This window comes from Treponema sp. R80B11-R83G3, assembly GCF_054786115.1.
Map to the genome: position 1 here is coordinate 1 of NZ_BDHF01000016.1, position 16,758 is coordinate 16,758.

Genomic DNA, 16,758 nt, shown 5'->3' on the forward strand with positions numbered 1-16,758 from the left:
CCCCCATTCTCTAGCAGCCAAAAAAACAGAGAAACATCACTTTTTCAACACAACATTCTCACTATCCTTTGGAGAACGCCTTATTGTAAGGCTTTTTCATATATCAATAATAGAAAGGAGTATTTATTATGAAAAACGCACTTAATTGGAAAACTATCCTGCGGATAGTCGGCACGTACAGCCGAAGGCTGTACGCTATCGCACTTGCGGCGGTAATCGTATTCGGGATAGCGGCCTGTGGAGACGACTCAGGCGGCGGAGGCAGCAGCGGCGGTGGCGGTGGCGTTAAGGAAATTACCAGCCCAACCGGCATTGTCATGGTGCGAATCCCAGGCGGGACTTTCCAGATGGGCAAAGAACTGGGAACCGACGGGGGATATGAAGGATTCGAGGCAACGCTGACCGGCTTTTACATAGGCAAGTACGAGCTAACGCAGAAACAATGGCAGGATGTAATGGGGTCGTTACCGAACTTTAACGGCTCATTTGGCGGGGGTGATAATTATCCGGTATACTATGTTAATTGGTATGACACTTTGATATTCTGCAACAAGCTGAGCGTATTGGAAGGGTTAACCCCCGCGTACCGCATTAACGGCAGTACCGATCCTGACACATGGGGAAAAGTGCCGACACAAAGTGACTTTATAAATGACAATCCGAACTATACGACATGGAACGCGGTAGAAATAGTTGCCAATTCAACGGGCTACCGCCTGCCAACCGGGGCGCAGTGGGAATACGCGGCAAAGGGGGGCAGCGGAACGCCGGGGAACTTCACCTACGCGGGGAGCAATACGCCGGACGATGTGGCGTGGTATAAAGACAACAGCGAGCTCGGGAGCGCAAATTATTATTCCGACACTGGAATCAGAGATTATCATGAAGTAGGGAAGAAGGCGCCCAACGCATTAGGTTTGTACGACATGAGCGGGAACGTGGAGGAGTGGTGCTGGGACTGGAGTGGCGGCTACCCGAGCGACGAAGCGCAGATTGACCCGGCCGGGCCGCCGCATGGATCTGTGCGCGTAAAACGCGGCGGGTGTACTAGCCACGAAGCGAGATTTATCACATCGACATCCGGGTCTGGAAAAATTCCGTACTCAAAATTTACCGGATACTTAGATGACTTACGCGTTGCTACCTCCTTCTACGGCTTCCGGGTGGCACGTCCTGACCCAACAAGCGGCCCGGTTACCCCACCGACCATCCCCGTTACCCTCATCAGCGTAAGCGCCAACGGTTCTTCAACGCAGAACACCACGGCTTTGACCTTGACTTTTGACAAAGAGATAAGAGGGCTTTCCGCAGACCACATCACCGTAAGCGGCGTGCCGGGGTTGACCAAAGGCTTGAGCGGCTCAAACCCCTACACCCTGACTATCAGCGGCTTTACTTCAAGCGGGACTGTGACAGTTACGGTCGCAAGAACGGGCTATACCTACCACAGCTATATCGTCAGCGGTTCGCCCAAGACGGCGGCTATATATTTCACAGATAGCATAAGCACCTCCGGCATTTACATGGTCTCAATCCCCGCCAGAAGCTTTACGATGGGTCAAACAGATATTTCCCCCCCGGAACATTCGGTAACGCTGAGCGCTTTTTTTATTAGCAAGTATCTGGTAACGCAGGAACAGTACCAGTTAGTAATGGGGACAAACCCCAGCAGTTTTAGCTCCAGCCCGCAAGCAGGTGAAACTCAAGGTAAACGTCCGGTGGAGATGGTAAGCTGGTATGACGCTTTGGTATTCTGCAATAAATTGAGCGCAATGGACGGATTAAGTCCCGCGTACAGCATTAGCGGCAGTACCGATCCGGCAGCCTGGGGGAGCGTACCCACCAGCAGTAACGCGACATGGAACGCAGTAGAGATAGTAGCCGGTTCCACTGGATACCGATTACCGACCGAGGCGCAGTGGGAATGCGCGTGCCGAGCGGGGACAACAACCGTATATAACACCGGGGATACGATAAGCGATGATACCGGGTGGTATACCAGTAACAGCGGGAGAAAGACACATGAGGTGGGATTAAAGCCCGCCAATGCGTGGGGACTGTATGACATGCACGGGAATGTGTGGGAGTGGTGCTGGGACTGGTATAGCGATAGTTATTATTCAAGTAGTCCAACTAATGATCCAATGGGTGCGTCATCCGGGGATTACGGGACTTACCGCGTGATGCGCGGCGGGAGCTATATCGATTCGGCCGATGCCCTGCGTTCCGCGTACCGGGTCTACCGCAACCCGTACGCCCATGTCAACGACCTCGGTTTCCGCCTCATTCGCCCCTGGTAGCGCAAAGGTAACTGTAACAGTAAACGCAACTGTACCTGATACCACTTTTTGGTAGTGTCGCTGAGAAATTGGCGGCACTATCTGTAGCAGTAATGCAAAGGTGATAATCACCTTTTTAATAATCCGCTCGTATGAGCAGATAACAAAGAACAGTCAAGGAGAAAATCATGGCTATTATTAACGATGTAAAAGAAGTCCTACACCGTATCAGGGTAAAACTCTACCCAAACTATCTGCCGCACGTCGAAGGAACGTACTTGGCAAGAACCGTCAGCGAAGCCTAACGAAAGAAAAGAGAGAAAAGAAAAGGGAAAAAAGGAAGACAAGAAAGATTAGCGCAACTTTGTAAGAAAACGCAACCTTCTTGCTTTTTTCATTTTTCTCTTTTCATTTTTCTTTTTCCATACACCCCATCAGCTTCCGCTTCCGCACACAGAACAAACTGCGCAAACTAGCCGAACAAATCAAAGTAGCCGGAGACGACCCCGGCATCGGCGTCTTCATAATGGACGAAAACGGCGGCAACCTGACAAAAGTAACCAAGCTGGCGGAAAACACCCCGTCCAAAATAATCGGCATAATCCCCCACACCCCCAGCTCCGTCGTACATCTTGAAATCCGCACCCAATTCTCAGGATCAGACAAGTACCTAAAAACTATCCGTGTAATAAAACCCAATTTTACCCTATTGGAGCCATAACCTACCGCAGACCCCTGACCTAAGCTAGAGCAGGGGGCTGACCTAGCTACCATATATAAGTATTAACAGTGATAAAATCCCTATGACCGCTAGAAGATGTATGCCGAATAAATTCCTTGAGTACAGTCAGGGCAGGCTGCCGGTGGCAAAAACATCTTCTGGAATTCTGCGCCGTAGGAGACTTGGGAATAAAACAAAGAAAATTCAGAGAACAAACGTCCGGCGACAAACCCTAGATAAAGCTTTCAAACTACGCTATTTAGTCGCCGGAAGGCTCCGTAGGCGGTATCCTCCAGAGTTTTTGCCACTGGCAGCCTGCCCTGACTGTACTGAATAAATTCTTTAGGCATACATAGTGTAGTGATTACGCACTGTATCTACAGCCAGATTACACTAAACATGAAACTTCGATACCGCCACAACAAGATTATCAATAATCTGCTTATTTTGCCCGCTGATACTGTTTACATCATTCACAGCGGCGTTGATCTGCTCCGCGCTTGCCGCCATTTCGTTCATCCCGCCTGTAATTTCTCCGGTGGCTTTTTCCAGATGTTTGCCCTCGCCGATAATTTCCTTTGCGCCTTCAAGCATCTCTACGGAACTGTTTTTGACTTGCTGCGTAATCTCATTGAGTTGGCCGATAGCTTCCAAAATCTGCTTGCTTCCAGCGCCTTGTTCTTCCATAGCTCCACGAATATTTTCTTCCTGACCGGATACCGTATTAATTCCGCCCTCAATAGCCTCAAATTTTTCCAGTACGTTGCCGGTGGAACCGGAAATTTTTTCGATAGAGCTTTTAATTTTTTTAAGTACCGAGACAATGGTTTTTGACTGTGCGCTGGAGCCTTCTGCCAGTTTGCGGATCTCTCCCGCTACAACGGCAAAACCCTTGCCCGCTTCTCCGGCATGGGCGGCTTCAATAGCGGCGTTCATAGAAAGAAGATTGGTCTGGCTTGCGATGTTTTCCATTACAGCGTTAATCTCCAACAGACCTTCAGATTCTTTGGCTATTTCCTGAACGTCCGAAACAACAGTCTGCAATCCGCCACGGCCTACGCCGGAGGCTTCCGTCAACTCCTTCACCTTGTCGGCGTTTTTAAAAAGAGTTTTAGTAACAGTCTGTATATTAGCCAACATTTCTTCGACAGCGGAAGACGAGCGGGAAACGCTCTCTGTTTGATGTTCCACTTGATCATTTAGTTTTTCAATGTTGCCGCTTATCTGCCCCATTGTGGCGTTTGTCTCTGTTACAGAAGCCGACTGGTTGACAGCCAGCTTTTGAATTGTTTGAATGTTGTCGTTAATTTTTTCGACTGCAGACGTAGTTCTTGCCGAACTGTTAGAAAGGGCTTCACCTATATTCGACAGGCGCTCGGATTCTTTTTTTATAGTAGTGATTAGATTCTTAATATTATCAAGCATAGCGTTAAAGCCGTTTGCTAATTCGCCAATCTCGTCTTTTGATTTGACATCGGCGCGCATAGTTAAGTCGCCGCTGCCGGTATGCGTTACAATTTTGGTCATTTGGGTAAGAGGGCCGGTAATAGAACGTCCGGCGATAATGGCGACAATAACGCCCAACGCCGCGCAGATAAAACCGATGGTTAACATATTTTTGCGAATGTGGACTACCGGGGCAAGCACTTCGCTTCTTTCTACATTTTGAACGAATATCCACGGCTGTTTCGGAAGAGGCATAAAAGCGCAGGCCATTGCTTTACCTTCATAAACGTATTCTATGTCGCCGGTCTTATCTTTAATAATTTGCGATATCACATCAGCAAATGGCTTTAGGGAAGGATCTTTTTCCGCTTCTTTAATAGGGTTAAATTGTTTGTTTACCATTTCAGCATCAGGGTGGGCTATCATTGTCCCTTCACTATTTATTAAAAATCCATATCCGGTTTTATAATCGGTTCGTATATCGTTTACCATACCGGAAAGGAAGGTAGGACCGTCTTTACGGGCAACCACTACGCCTAAAACTGGAGCGTCCTTGGATTCATCCCTGAAAACCGGAGCGGCGAGCATCACAACCGGCTTGCCAGTAGCGCGGCTGATAAGCACATCCGAAATCACGTTTTTTCCGGTAAAGGCTTCTTTGATATAAGCCCTGTCGCCAAGGTTGGTGGAAGCGTCATCCCTAACATAGTAGGTCGTACCGTCCGGAAATACCAGCCCTATGTCAAGACTGTTAATACGATCCACATCAGGCGCGAAATTTGCCTTGACTACTCCTTCCCAGTTCATAGTCCTGGTTCTGGCGCGGTTGGCGATTTCCCAGAGTTGGTTGAGCAGGGCATCCAGTTTGACCTGGAGCAAGTCGGCATTTGACCTTCCGTTACTGATCATCGCGGCAAGAACAGACTCTTCCATGTTTTTGGTAACGAGCAAGTCAACTGTAACGATAATGGCGGCAGCTGTTATCAATACAACTGCCATGATTAGCAATGGTACACGGATACTTAATTTCATAAAACTTCCTCTTAGATGTTCCCAATATTATAACAAATAATCAATGATAAAATAAGACGATTCTCCTTGACCCAAACCCTTTTTTTTTGTACCTTTAATACAAGGTGGGGATATTCCCATATTATATCCAAATGAAAATGGGGATGTTTTATGTTAAAAAAGGACGCTCATTCGGAAAAAACTGAACAGAAAAATACTCAAATTGACGAGGCTTCGGCGGATAATTCCGCCGGGAATCAAGCGGAGACGGATGTTTCAAGGCAAAGCGCTGAAAAAGGCGCGGAATCTGCCGGTGAGGCGGTTAAAACGCTTACGCCGGAGGAAAAAATTGCCGAATTGGAAGCGCAACTGGCGGAAACTCGAGACCAACTACTGCGAAAAGCGGCGGATTTTGAGAATTTCCGCAAGCGGATGAATCAGGAAAAGCAAAACGCTATTGAATACGCCAACCAAAGCTTGCTTTTGGACATAATTCCGGTAATTGACGACTTTGAACGCGCCATTCAAGCGGGGGAACAATCTGCCGATTTAAACGCTTTTATGGAAGGCGTAAAAATGATCGAAAAGCGGCTGACAAGCCAGCTTGAAAACAAGTGGGGGCTTAAACGTTTCAATTCCGCAGGGGAGCCTTTTGATCCAGATAAACACGAGGCCCTTATGGCGGAAAAATCCCCCAATGTAACCGAAGCCGTGGTTCAGGAGGATTTGATAAGGGGCTATCTTCTGAAAGACAGGGTGATTCGGGCGGCGAAGGTTAAGGTTTTAATGCCCGAGGCATCCGGGGCTAGTGAATAAAAAGTAATAATTATTTATAATATTTATAAAAAGAAGGAGATAAAATCATGGGAAAAATCATTGGGATTGACTTGGGAACCACCAATTCTTGCGTGGCAGTTCTTGAAGGCGGAGAGCCGGTAGTTATTCAAAGTTCCGAAGGCGGACGCACTACCCCGTCCATTGTCGGCTTTACAAGCAAGGGCGAGCGTATCGTAGGCGCGCCCGCGAAAAATCAGATGATCACCAATCCGGAAAATACCGTCTATTCAATCAAACGTTTCATGGGGCGCCGTTTTTCGGAAGTCTCCAACGAAATGAAACTGGTACCGTATCGCGTAACGGAACAGGGCGATGATGTGCGCGTGGATATTGACGGAAAAAAATATTCACCGCAGGAAATTTCCGCCTTCATTCTTCAAAAAATGAAGAAGACTGCCGAAGACTACTTGGGCGAAACCGTTACCGAAGCGGTAATTACAGTGCCGGCTTATTTTAACGACGCTCAGCGCCAGGCGACAAAGGACGCGGGTAAAATCGCGGGGCTTGACGTTAAGCGCATTATCAATGAGCCGACCGCTGCCTCTCTAGCGTTTGGTTTTAACAAAGACTCAAAAAAAGACAAAGTAATCGCCGTTTACGATCTTGGCGGCGGCACGTTCGACATTTCCATTCTGGAACTTGGGGACGGCGTTTTCGAGGTAAAATCAACTAACGGCGACACTCACTTGGGCGGCGATGATTTTGATCACCGCGTAATGGAATGGCTTATCGCTGAGTTTAAAAAAGACACAGGTATAGACCTTGGCAAAGACCGCATGGCTCTCCAGCGTCTTCGTGAATCGGCTGAAAAAGCAAAGATCGAGTTATCTTCCATGCAGACTACCGAGATCAATCTGCCATTTATCACAGCCGACCAGAGCGGGCCAAAGCATCTGCAAAAATCGCTGACACGGGCAAAGTTTGAACAGATGGTGGAAGATCTTCTTGAACGTTCAAAAGAACCTTGTAAAAAAGCGCTTGCGGACGCGGGACTTAAAGCCGAACAAATTGACGAAGTTATCCTTGTCGGCGGTTCTACCCGTATTCCGGCAGTCCAGCAGATTGTCAAAGACCTGTTCAAAAAAGAGCCTAACAAGGGCGTGAACCCCGATGAAGCTGTCGCTGTAGGAGCTGCTATTCAGGGCGGCATTCTCGGCGGCGACGTTAAAGACGTGCTGTTACTCGACGTTACTCCCCTTTCACTCGGCATCGAGACGCTTGGCGGCGTAATGACAAAACTCATTACACGTAACACAACAATTCCCACACGCAAAAGCCAAATCTTCTCCACCGCCGCTGACGGACAAACCGCCGTCTCCATTCAAGTCTTGCAGGGCGAGCGCGAAATGGCGAATCAGAACCGCGTGCTTGGCAGGTTCGATCTTGTAGGCATACCTCCCGCCCCGCGCGGAATTCCGCAGATCGAAGTAACTTTCGACATTGACGCAAACGGCATTGTCCACGTCAGCGCGAAAGATTTGGGAACCGGCAAAGAACAAAAAATCCGCATCGAAAGTTCAAGCGGCTTGAGCGACTCGGACATTGACCGCATGGTAAAAGAAGCGGAACTCCACGCCGAGGAAGATAAAAAAGAGCGCGAAAAAGCCGAAGTGCGCAACGAAGCCGACTCGATGATTTACGCCACGGAAAAAAACATCAAAGACTTAGGCGACAAAGTAAGCGCCGCCGATAAATCAAAAACTGAAGAAGCCATCGCCGATTTGCGCAAGGCTCTTGAAGGCAGTGATCTTCAGTCAATCAAAAATAAAACCGAAGCGCTTAAACAGGCGTCTTATAAAATCGCCGAAGAAATTTACAAACAGCAAGGTTCATCGGGACAGCAGGGCGGCGGTCAAGGCGCAGGCCCCGGCGGCGGTTTTGATCCCAACATGGGCGGAGGCGGCGGAACGCAGGGCGGCGGTCCTATGGGCGGCGATAATACAAAGGGTGCCGAAGACGCAGATTACGAGGTTGTGAACTAAGTAATGGCTAAGCGGGATTATTACGAAGTTCTTGGAATACAGAAAAACGCCTCTAAAGATGATATAAAAAAGGCGTATCGTAAACTCGCTATTCAGTACCACCCTGATAAAAATCCCGGCGACAAACAGGCTGAAGAAAAATTTAAAGAAGCCACCGAAGCTTACGAAGTTCTTGGCGATGACCAGAAAAAATCCGCCTATGACCAGTTTGGCCATGCCGGAGTTGAGGGCATGGGCGGCGGTCAAACTCACGACTGGAGTAATTTTCGGGGCTTTGAAGACCTTTTTGGCGAAGGCGGCTTTGGCAGTATTTTTGAAAATTTCTTTGGCGGCGGCGGCTTTCGCAGGAGCGGCGGAAGCGGCGTAAGGCAGGGAGCGAACCTTCGCTACGATATTGAAATACCGTTTAAAGACGCGGTTTTTGGCACAAAAGTAGAGATTCAATATTCACGTAACGAGGCTTGTACTGTTTGTAAAGGTTCCGGCACGGCAGACGGCGGCGGCAAAAAAGCCTGTCCCGTTTGCCGAGGGTCGGGACAGGTAAGGCATAGCCAGGGAATTTTTTCGGTAGCTACAACCTGCCACAACTGCGGCGGCGAAGGCTACATAATTGACAAACCTTGTAATGAATGCGGCGGATCGGGGACGCAGAAGAAGCGTCAAAAAATCATGGTTACTATTCCCGCCGGCGTAGAAAACGGCAAGCGAGTGGTGATTCCCAAACAGGGCGATGCCGGCCCCAATGGCGGACCGGCGGGCGATTTATATGTTTTTATCAGGATAAAACCGCACGAATATTTTGAACGTCAGTCTTATGACCTTTACTGCGCCGTTCCCATTTCTATAACTCAGGCTGCTCTTGGCGCGGAAATTCACGTAACAACGCTTGATAACAAGACAATAAAAGTGAAAGTGCCCGCCGGTATTCAAAACGGAAAAATGCTCCGTATCCGCGATGAGGGTGTTCCAATGGGTGGGCAAAGAGGCAATCTTTACATAAAACTGATGGTGCAAATACCGGAAAAACTTTCCCGCCGAGGCAAAGAACTCCTTGAAGAACTCGCTAAAATTGAAGGGCAGAATGACAGCCCCAAACCTATTCCGCTTTCACAGTTAGGGGAAACTTAAGGCTTATTCCTTATTAATATTGTAAAAAATTTTGTTTTTTACTAATATTAATTAAAATGAATTTAATTAGCAAAACAGATACCACTGAACCTCAAAAAAAAATACCGTCTTTGGTTGAAATTCAACAGCAACAGGAGTCTTTACCTATAGATGAAAATGAAGTCAAGGAATGGTGGGATGAAAAGAAATACAAAAAAGGCGGAAACATGGTTTTAGGCCCGACGTTTAGTCAAGCTTTGTGGATTTATGCCAGAGATAATATCAATATACCCTGGCTTGATGTTCTCGATGGTATATATTTTATATACATCCCCATAATTGTCAGATGTTGTAAAAAATTCCTCAATTCTAAAGTCGATTATTCCAAACAAGATGAAATAATTGAAAATGTAATACAGAATGTTTTTGCAAAATTCAGCAAGAAAGACAGGCGAAGGAAAAAAAATGGCGAGTTAAGAGAAACAATCATTGGCGCTCTCATCATTTCTGCCAGAAATGAGTGCTTTACTATACTTGATAAAATAAACATTAAAATAAAAATAGAACGGCCACTCTTTGAAGATGTTACCTATGATGAACGAATTGACAACAGCAATTATAATAAAAGAATTGAAGCGCTCACAAAGTTGATTCTGAGTGAAAGAAATGATAAAAGACGTTATTGTTGTTATAGAAGATATATTATGAAGAGTAAGTATAAGCAAATAGCGTTAATTGCAGACATATCTGAAGAAGGTGTAAGACAACACCTTATCAAATTCAGAAAAAAAAACGAGAAGAAAATTCGGTCAATACTTAGCGAAGATATTGAGGATTTATTATGAAAGAAACAAACCACATTTCAGACATTACGCTTGAGTTTTACCAGATGGGACTAGCTTCGGCAGAAGAAAAGCAAATGATACAAGAAGCGTTAAAATCGGACCCGGAGTTCATCGCGCGTTATGAGGCGATTCTTCAAACAGATCAGAAAATTAGGGAACAATATTCATGGGAAAAAATGCCAAAATTGGCTGCATTGACAAAAGCCGCAACTCAGGTACAAGGCAGATCAAGAATAAGGGTAAGAGACTGGATTTACAATAAACGATCCCGAAGGGTACTTATAGCAGTTGCGGCAGTTCTTCTGTGCGCGATCATTCCAACGCTAATCTATCTGAAAAAACACGTTTCAAATAAAGAGATGACAGTAATAGTTACTTCTATGCCTCCACCTAACCTTACAGAACAACAGTCCGATATAAACATACCTGCCGGTATTACTTTCATAGCTGAAGGAATGTTCGTAAACAAGGAACTTAGCCATGTGATTATTCCCGCTTGGATTAATATAATCGAGAAAAACGCTTTTGCCGGCAATCCGTTGATTAGCGTTACTATCGGAGCCAATGTAGAGATAGATAATGAAGCGTTCCCCGGCAATTTTGCCGACGCATATACAAGTTATGGCAAGTCTGCGGGAACATATTCACGATCTGACGTATCAAGCGAAATTTGGAAAAAATAGGTTGAAATTTCCCTGCTCATAAAGTCTTCTATTGCGAAGAGGTAAAAACCGTCTGCGTATGCAGCGGGAATAAAAACCAGGAGGAGATGCAATATGAAAACGAAAACAAAAGTAAGCGGGATTTTGGCGGCGGTGATTTTAGCGACGGTATTTGCAGGCTGTGCTATTAATCCACGGACAGCGGCGATTGAACGGGCAACGCCTATTCGAACAGAACCTAATAAAAAACGGCCAAAATGGGTTGACAATCCGAGATCAGCAGAAACAAAAACAACTATGGCTATCGTAGGATCTTCCGGTAAATTTGCTACAGCAACCGGAGATTATGGCGCCAGAGCTTATGCCGAAATTAATGGCAGAAATCAACTGGGCCAATACTATGGCGTGGTAATAGCTGATCAGGCGAGAGCTCATGCCGCGATTGCGGGAATCTCGGCGAATACCTTGTCACCGGCAATAATTTCACAACAGCTTAATGAGAGGATTTCTCAATCTGCCGTGCAGGCGCTTTCCGCCAAGGAATACTTCACAGAAGTATTTATTGACAGTACTAACAGGGAAGCCTACCAGGTTTACGTACTTATGAGCATAGACAAAGCCATTGTAAAAAACACCATTGATAATTGGGGGAAGATGAAGGCAGAGGAATATGCTCAGAAAGCAGCTCAAGAAATTGATGAGGCAAGACGAGAGCAAACTCTTAAGGCTGCTGAGTTCTTTAAATCAGACTTAAGCAGTAAATTGGGGCTTTGAGATCATGAAGCCAAACACGGCATACAGGGGCGCTTCGGCGCTCCTGTTAATAATGGCAATTTATTTCTGTACGGTTCCGGTGACGGCTCATGCTGGCGGTAAAAAGGAACAATATACCAATAGGCAGGAGGGAAAAATTCTGCTTAGAACGGAACCGTCTGATTTCTCTGAAAAAGATAAGACTATTCCTTTAAACGATAACGGAAATGATTTTTATTTTTTAGGAATTTCTGAGCCTTGTGATACAAAAGCAAAATCATTCGAAGGCGCAAAAAAGAATGCTGACTTACAAATTCTTCAATACTGCGGCGAGTTGATTGAAATAAAAGGCAATGCAAGAAGTAAAATAAACGGTAACACAAGGAATACTTTTGAAGTTTTTGTGAATCGGGAAGATGAAATTACAAGGTACGCCCAAAAAGTATTATCAGAAGTTACTATTGTCCGATATTCATGTGAAGTCTGGCTTACAATTGAAAAAAAAGAAGAATATATTGGCTATGTCGTTTGCAAAATTTCAAAACAAAAAGTGGAAGACGAAATTAATAACTTCGCAAAAAATTTATCAGAACGTTATGTAAATCTGCTTACACACGGGGAAACAATAGCAACTGCTTTAGAAAGTTATGTTATGGTCGCAAAGGCGCTTGAACAAAATTCTTTACACCGGATAACGGCATTCTATGAAAATCAAAATGGAATAACGGGTTTATATGAATATGTAATGATAAAAATTAACGAATTGGCAAACAGCGTAAGCATTGAACAAATACCCGGCAGAAGCATTTTGGAAAATGAAAGTTTATATACGCCAATAAAATTACGATCATCAATAATGCCGTCTACAGGCTTTCTGACTTGTCAGGCAAGACTGATTGGCGGAAGCGATGATATTAAATTCCAATTCAAGACATCAAGCGATGACCCATATAATCTGCCGGTTCGTAATTTAAAACCGGGAACATACACTGTGGCAATAGAGGTACTTTTCTCTGAAATAACCGGAGGCATAGCCAAAAACGCGAGCGGTGGATTTTCGCTTGAAGTAAAACCGTTGAATGCAGTATACCGGACGGCGCAGGAAATGGAAGCGGGCATTAAGAAAGCGGTTGATATTTTAGCTGAGAATTTACAAGTTGCCGCAGAAACTAAAATAGGGCCGTTTTTCATGACTGGAACCGATATACCATCAGGACTGTCTCGTTATCTTGACGAAAGAATCAGGCATTACGCTATAAACAACCATGATAAAAAATATAGGATCGTTACAGGTGAAACTGCTGAAACAAAGAATATACTTAACGGATTTTTCACTAAACGCAATGATCTTGTCTCTGTTATCCTTCAACTGGCAACACCGTCTGGAAACGGCGACGGTTCACAAAGTTTTTTTCTGGCTGTAGCGGAACTGGAGCGCATGGGCATCTCAATTGAACCGGAAAATATAGCGGTCCTGCCGGAAAGGGATAAAATTATCAAAAAGATTGCAACAGAAGAAGGCATAAAAATAAATGCTGAATTTAACTCGGAATCCGGAACATACCTTCACCGCGATTCGTTGGAAATGAACATAAGAACTGACAAGAACTCGTATATAAAAATTTATCATATAGTAAATGATCAAATGAAAATGATATATCCAAACAGCATAGACAGGGATAATAAACTGAAGGCAAATGAGTGGCGATCTGTTTTTGAAACGGCATCATATTACCTGTATGAACCTTATGGGGTGGAGACTATTTTAATTGTTGCCTCAATGGAGCAATATGAAAACATTGAACGGGAATATATCACACCGTGGAGAGTAATAACGGAAGAAAGTCTTAGAAATGCGATAACCGGCAACAGAGGCGGTGATTTAGAGTTTAGCGCTATAAAGGGAGAAGCGCGTTTCAATATCTGCGTATTAAAACCTGATGAGGAATTTGAATATAAGAGACCGCAAAATATGACGGAGACGTATCAAGGGTTACGTGAAAACGCGATAAAACAAGGTGGTTTTTTTCAAGGCGGGGAGACTAGCGGGGTTTTTATTATAGGCAATACCCGTGGCAGTTATAGAATTCCACGAGACAGACCGGATATGATACAATTTGCAAGTTATAACTTAAACAGCTACAAAAGCGACTCAAATACCGGTACAAGCCTAAGGGGAGAGAACGGATACAATTTCTCTTTTACCAAACCTGTGAATATCTCGCAAGCAATACAAACAATTCGGCGTGAAATTGAAGACAAGGGCGGAGTGTTTATCGGTAATGAACAGCAAGGCAGCTTCCATGTATGCGGTATCGCGGGGTTGTATTTGGTAACTGAACTAGTGACGATTACAATAACAACAAAACCTATTATAATACCTTATGCGCTTATAGAGAAAGAAATTAGAAGTTATTTTGGCGGGGGGTAAATTATGAATAAAAAAATCATTCTGTTTTTAGCTATTGGTTGTACTAGTCTATCACTATTTGCACAGCCTTTTCCGTCAGGGGCTGTCATTGATGATGATCTATATGAAAGTATTCCGCAAAAAGCAGTACAACTGTCGAGAGCTTATGATAGTCCGTCGTCATATTCATTAAAACAATATGCGCCATACGCAAATTTACAAAAGGGCGGGACGTGTACCGCATGGGCAAGCGCATACGCCGCAAGAACAATAGCGGAGTCTAAGACGCTTAACAAATTGGAAAGATTATTAATAACACAGAATGTATTTTCTCCATATCATTTGTATAAAAGCGTTTTTATTTATGATTTTAAAGATCCGGAAATGCACAATTATAATAATCCGAACCCTTTAGGAAAAGAAGGTATTCCAATTAAGCATGCCATGGAATTTTTAAAACGTGAAGGAGCGGTTAGAACAATAAAAAATGAATTTAATTTGGAAATATCTCAAATAAAGTTGTCAATGTATTCAGGGTATCGTCGTTACCCTATTGCTAGTTATGCCAAATTATATGATTCCAGACGAAAATTGAAGGAAGGTGACTCTATCCGAACAACAAGGGTAAAAAAAGCCATCTCTGAAGGGAAACCGGTAGTGATTGCCATGAAATACCCTAAGTCTTTTGAGAATGCATTATATAAGGATGTTTGGAGGCCCACTGAAGATTCCAATACTATCAACAATATCTTAAACAATGAGGGTGGACATGCAGTTTGTGTTGTCGGTTACGATGACAACGAGCATGAAGGGGCTTTTGAAATTTTAAATAGTTGGGGTACAAATTGGGGAAAAGCAGGTTTTATTTGGATACCCTATACCGTATTCAACAAATTTGCGGTTGAAGCCTATGAGATGATAGAGAATATGGCGAATTATGAAATTTTAGAGTTTTCAGGTTCGGTACATATTCAATTGTACAATTCAAATCAGAGTATGCCGGTACGGTTTAATGGAGAATATTATCAAACAATCAACAGTTATCCCTCAGGAACTGAATTCCAGTACATTCTAAATAATGGAAAAGAAGCATGGGTATACGCTTTTGGGGGAGATTCGGGCAGTAATGTAACAACGCATATTTTTCCACCGGAAGGGATTTCTCCTGTGCTGAATTACAAAGGAAACGCGGTAGCTTTTCCGGATGAGTATACATGGATTAAACTTGATGAACGCGTTGGAACAGATTATCTTGTCGTCCTTTACGCGAAAGAAGCGTTAGATATTAACAATATCAGGAGACGGTTCGAAAGGGCAAGCGGCACATTCCCTGCGCGGGTTGTGACGGCTGTCGGGTCAAATTTTATTCCTGTTAAAGAAGCTCAATATGCATCCGGCGAAATGCGCTTTTCAGCCAAATCTAAAAATCCAAAAGCTGTATTTGTTTTACTTTTGGCAATTGACCACAGAGCAAGGTAATGGTATAATCTGAAATGTTTATAAAAAGAGGAGATTATTATGAAAAAGACATTATTTCTTCTTTTATTTGTAGCCTTTTGTTGGAATATTGCCGCCCAACAAGGCGGAGACTTAGAATTTACCACATCAAACAAATATGCGCTGGTTATAGGGAACGCGAATTATTCTTATTGGGGTAAGTTGAAAAATCCAATAAATGACGCGGAAGACATGAGAGAAGCCCTTGCAAGCATGGGATATAATGTTATTTATTTGCTTGATGTCAACTTAGACCAAATGAAAAATGCGGTTATAACTCTACAAAGAAGGCTCGCTTCGTCTAAAGACGCTTTCGGCGTTTTTTATTTTTCCGGTCATGGCGGGCAAAACAATAGTCAAGACTATCTTATTCCGGTAAATGCTTATACGCCCGACAGAGGTATGTTACCTGACAAGGCATTATCATTGGAGTATGTGCTGGATTCATTAAAAGAGGCAAACAATGCTCTTAATGTTTTAATATTGGACTCATGCAGGGACCACCCATGGAAGAGCAGCCTCCGTGGACTTGTTATTGAACAACACTATGCAGCCGGAACTATTATTGTTTATGCGGCTGAACCAGGCAAAACATCAGACGATGCTCCCAATGAGCGGAACGGACGGTTTACAGGTCAATTACTGAGGCATATCAAAACACGCGGACTTGATATAAATGAATTATTCCGAAAAACGGGGGAAGGTGTTCGCCAAAAAACTAATGAAATGCAGGTTCCCGTTATAACCACCTCATTCCACGGAATTGCCTCTATTGATGGAACACGGCCTAACAGTACGCCTCCACCGCAGCCCTACAACCCGCTTGTTGGTTCATGGAGTTCTTCAATGAAATCTAATGATGAAACATTAACCTGTAACCTGTCCTTTTGGCCGGATGGTACAGTCACAGTAGGACGGTACGATACAAATATAATGACAAAAAAAGTACCGCTCGGGCTTTGGTATTATCATACCAATGACATTAAAAGCGGTTCTGGAAAAGGCACATACAAAATCAGGGAGAATGGAAATATCATTTATATTGATATTGTGTTATATATTTCCGGTGTTTCAAGGAATTTTACCGATATTCGCGCAGAGGGGAAACTAAATAAAAACAACCCTAACCAATTTACGGTAAAAATGAAATGTGAATATAAATATGGGTATGTTAGTGACTATTATGAAGTATTCACTAAAATGTAGTG

Annotated in this window: 12 protein-coding genes; 11 read left to right on the forward strand and 1 reads right to left on the reverse strand. The window is 44.2% G+C overall.

Annotated features, from left to right (window positions below; translation table 11 throughout):
* Positions 1-128: 128 nt before the first annotated feature.
* A complete protein-coding gene (locus tag ACYVRH_RS04080; RefSeq protein WP_461255650.1) occupies positions 129-2,300 on the forward strand; it encodes an SUMF1/EgtB/PvdO family nonheme iron enzyme in 2,172 nt (723 codons plus the stop codon).
* A gap of 364 nt (positions 2,301-2,664) precedes the next feature.
* Positions 2,665-3,000, forward strand: coding sequence for a DUF4469 domain-containing protein (locus ACYVRH_RS04085; protein ID WP_461255651.1), 336 nt, complete (start codon positions 2,665-2,667; stop codon positions 2,998-3,000).
* Positions 3,001-3,393: 393 nt separating this feature from the next.
* Here the strand turns inward: ACYVRH_RS04085 and ACYVRH_RS04090 are convergent, their stop codons facing one another.
* Entirely contained in the window at positions 3,394-5,478 is a 2,085-nt protein-coding gene (locus ACYVRH_RS04090; RefSeq protein WP_461255652.1) for a methyl-accepting chemotaxis protein, read from the reverse strand.
* 150 nt (positions 5,479-5,628) lie between these two features.
* On the opposite strand from ACYVRH_RS04090, the gene grpE reads away from it, so the two are divergent.
* The 9 genes from grpE (at position 5,629) to ACYVRH_RS04135 (ending at position 16,756) form a co-directional block, all read left to right on the forward strand.
* Positions 5,629-6,273 carry a nucleotide exchange factor GrpE gene (grpE, locus tag ACYVRH_RS04095; RefSeq protein WP_461255653.1) on the forward strand — a complete coding sequence of 215 codons (645 nt, stop codon included), beginning with the start codon at positions 5,629-5,631 and terminating at the stop codon, positions 6,271-6,273.
* 47 nt (positions 6,274-6,320) lie between these two features.
* Positions 6,321-8,276: a molecular chaperone DnaK gene (dnaK, locus tag ACYVRH_RS04100; protein WP_461255654.1), complete on the forward strand. Its 1,956-nt coding sequence runs from the start codon at positions 6,321-6,323 to the stop codon at positions 8,274-8,276.
* Positions 8,277-8,279: 3 nt separating this feature from the next.
* Positions 8,280-9,404, forward strand: coding sequence for a molecular chaperone DnaJ (gene dnaJ, locus ACYVRH_RS04105; protein ID WP_461255655.1), 1,125 nt, complete (start codon positions 8,280-8,282; stop codon positions 9,402-9,404).
* Between the two features lie 56 nt (positions 9,405-9,460).
* Positions 9,461-10,228 carry a sigma-70 RNA polymerase sigma factor region 4 domain-containing protein gene (locus ACYVRH_RS04110; protein WP_461255656.1) on the forward strand — a complete coding sequence of 256 codons (768 nt, stop codon included), beginning with the start codon at positions 9,461-9,463 and terminating at the stop codon, positions 10,226-10,228.
* Entirely contained in the window at positions 10,225-10,911 is a 687-nt protein-coding gene (locus ACYVRH_RS04115) for a leucine-rich repeat protein (protein ID WP_461255657.1), read from the forward strand. The genes ACYVRH_RS04110 and ACYVRH_RS04115 overlap by 4 nt, the downstream gene beginning before the upstream one ends.
* Before the next feature lie 93 nt (positions 10,912-11,004).
* Positions 11,005-11,664, forward strand: a complete 660-nt coding sequence (locus tag ACYVRH_RS04120; protein WP_461255658.1) for a hypothetical protein — start codon at positions 11,005-11,007, stop codon at positions 11,662-11,664.
* Positions 11,665-11,668: 4 nt separating this feature from the next.
* Positions 11,669-14,074 carry a DUF4384 domain-containing protein gene (locus ACYVRH_RS04125; RefSeq protein WP_461255659.1) on the forward strand — a complete coding sequence of 802 codons (2,406 nt, stop codon included), beginning with the start codon at positions 11,669-11,671 and terminating at the stop codon, positions 14,072-14,074.
* Positions 14,075-14,077: 3 nt separating this feature from the next.
* The gene (locus tag ACYVRH_RS04130; protein ID WP_461255660.1) at positions 14,078-15,532 is read left to right on the forward strand and encodes a C1 family peptidase; all 1,455 of its coding nucleotides are present in this window, start codon (positions 14,078-14,080) and stop codon (positions 15,530-15,532) included.
* Between the two features lie 39 nt (positions 15,533-15,571).
* Entirely contained in the window at positions 15,572-16,756 is a 1,185-nt protein-coding gene (locus ACYVRH_RS04135) for a caspase family protein (RefSeq protein WP_461255661.1), read from the forward strand.
* The last annotated feature ends 2 nt before the right edge of the window (positions 16,757-16,758 follow it).

Excerpts from the sequence above, each read along its gene's own strand:
- grpE (WP_461255653.1), top strand. The coding sequence starts at position 5,629 with ATGTTAAAAAAGGACGCTCATTCGGAAAAAACTGAACAGAAAAATACT.
- ACYVRH_RS04130 (WP_461255660.1), top strand. The coding sequence starts at position 14,078 with ATGAATAAAAAAATCATTCTGTTTTTAGCTATTGGTTGTACTAGTCTA.
- ACYVRH_RS04110 (WP_461255656.1), top strand. The coding sequence starts at position 9,461 with ATGAATTTAATTAGCAAAACAGATACCACTGAACCTCAAAAAAAAATA.
- ACYVRH_RS04120 (WP_461255658.1), top strand. The coding sequence starts at position 11,005 with ATGAAAACGAAAACAAAAGTAAGCGGGATTTTGGCGGCGGTGATTTTA.
- dnaK (WP_461255654.1), top strand. The coding sequence starts at position 6,321 with ATGGGAAAAATCATTGGGATTGACTTGGGAACCACCAATTCTTGCGTG.
- ACYVRH_RS04115 (WP_461255657.1), top strand. The coding sequence starts at position 10,225 with ATGAAAGAAACAAACCACATTTCAGACATTACGCTTGAGTTTTACCAG.
- ACYVRH_RS04090 (WP_461255652.1), bottom strand. The coding sequence starts at position 5,478 with ATGAAATTAAGTATCCGTGTACCATTGCTAATCATGGCAGTTGTATTG.
- ACYVRH_RS04125 (WP_461255659.1), top strand. The coding sequence starts at position 11,669 with ATGAAGCCAAACACGGCATACAGGGGCGCTTCGGCGCTCCTGTTAATA.
- ACYVRH_RS04080 (WP_461255650.1), top strand. The coding sequence starts at position 129 with ATGAAAAACGCACTTAATTGGAAAACTATCCTGCGGATAGTCGGCACG.
- dnaJ (WP_461255655.1), top strand. The coding sequence starts at position 8,280 with ATGGCTAAGCGGGATTATTACGAAGTTCTTGGAATACAGAAAAACGCC.
- ACYVRH_RS04135 (WP_461255661.1), top strand. The coding sequence starts at position 15,572 with ATGAAAAAGACATTATTTCTTCTTTTATTTGTAGCCTTTTGTTGGAAT.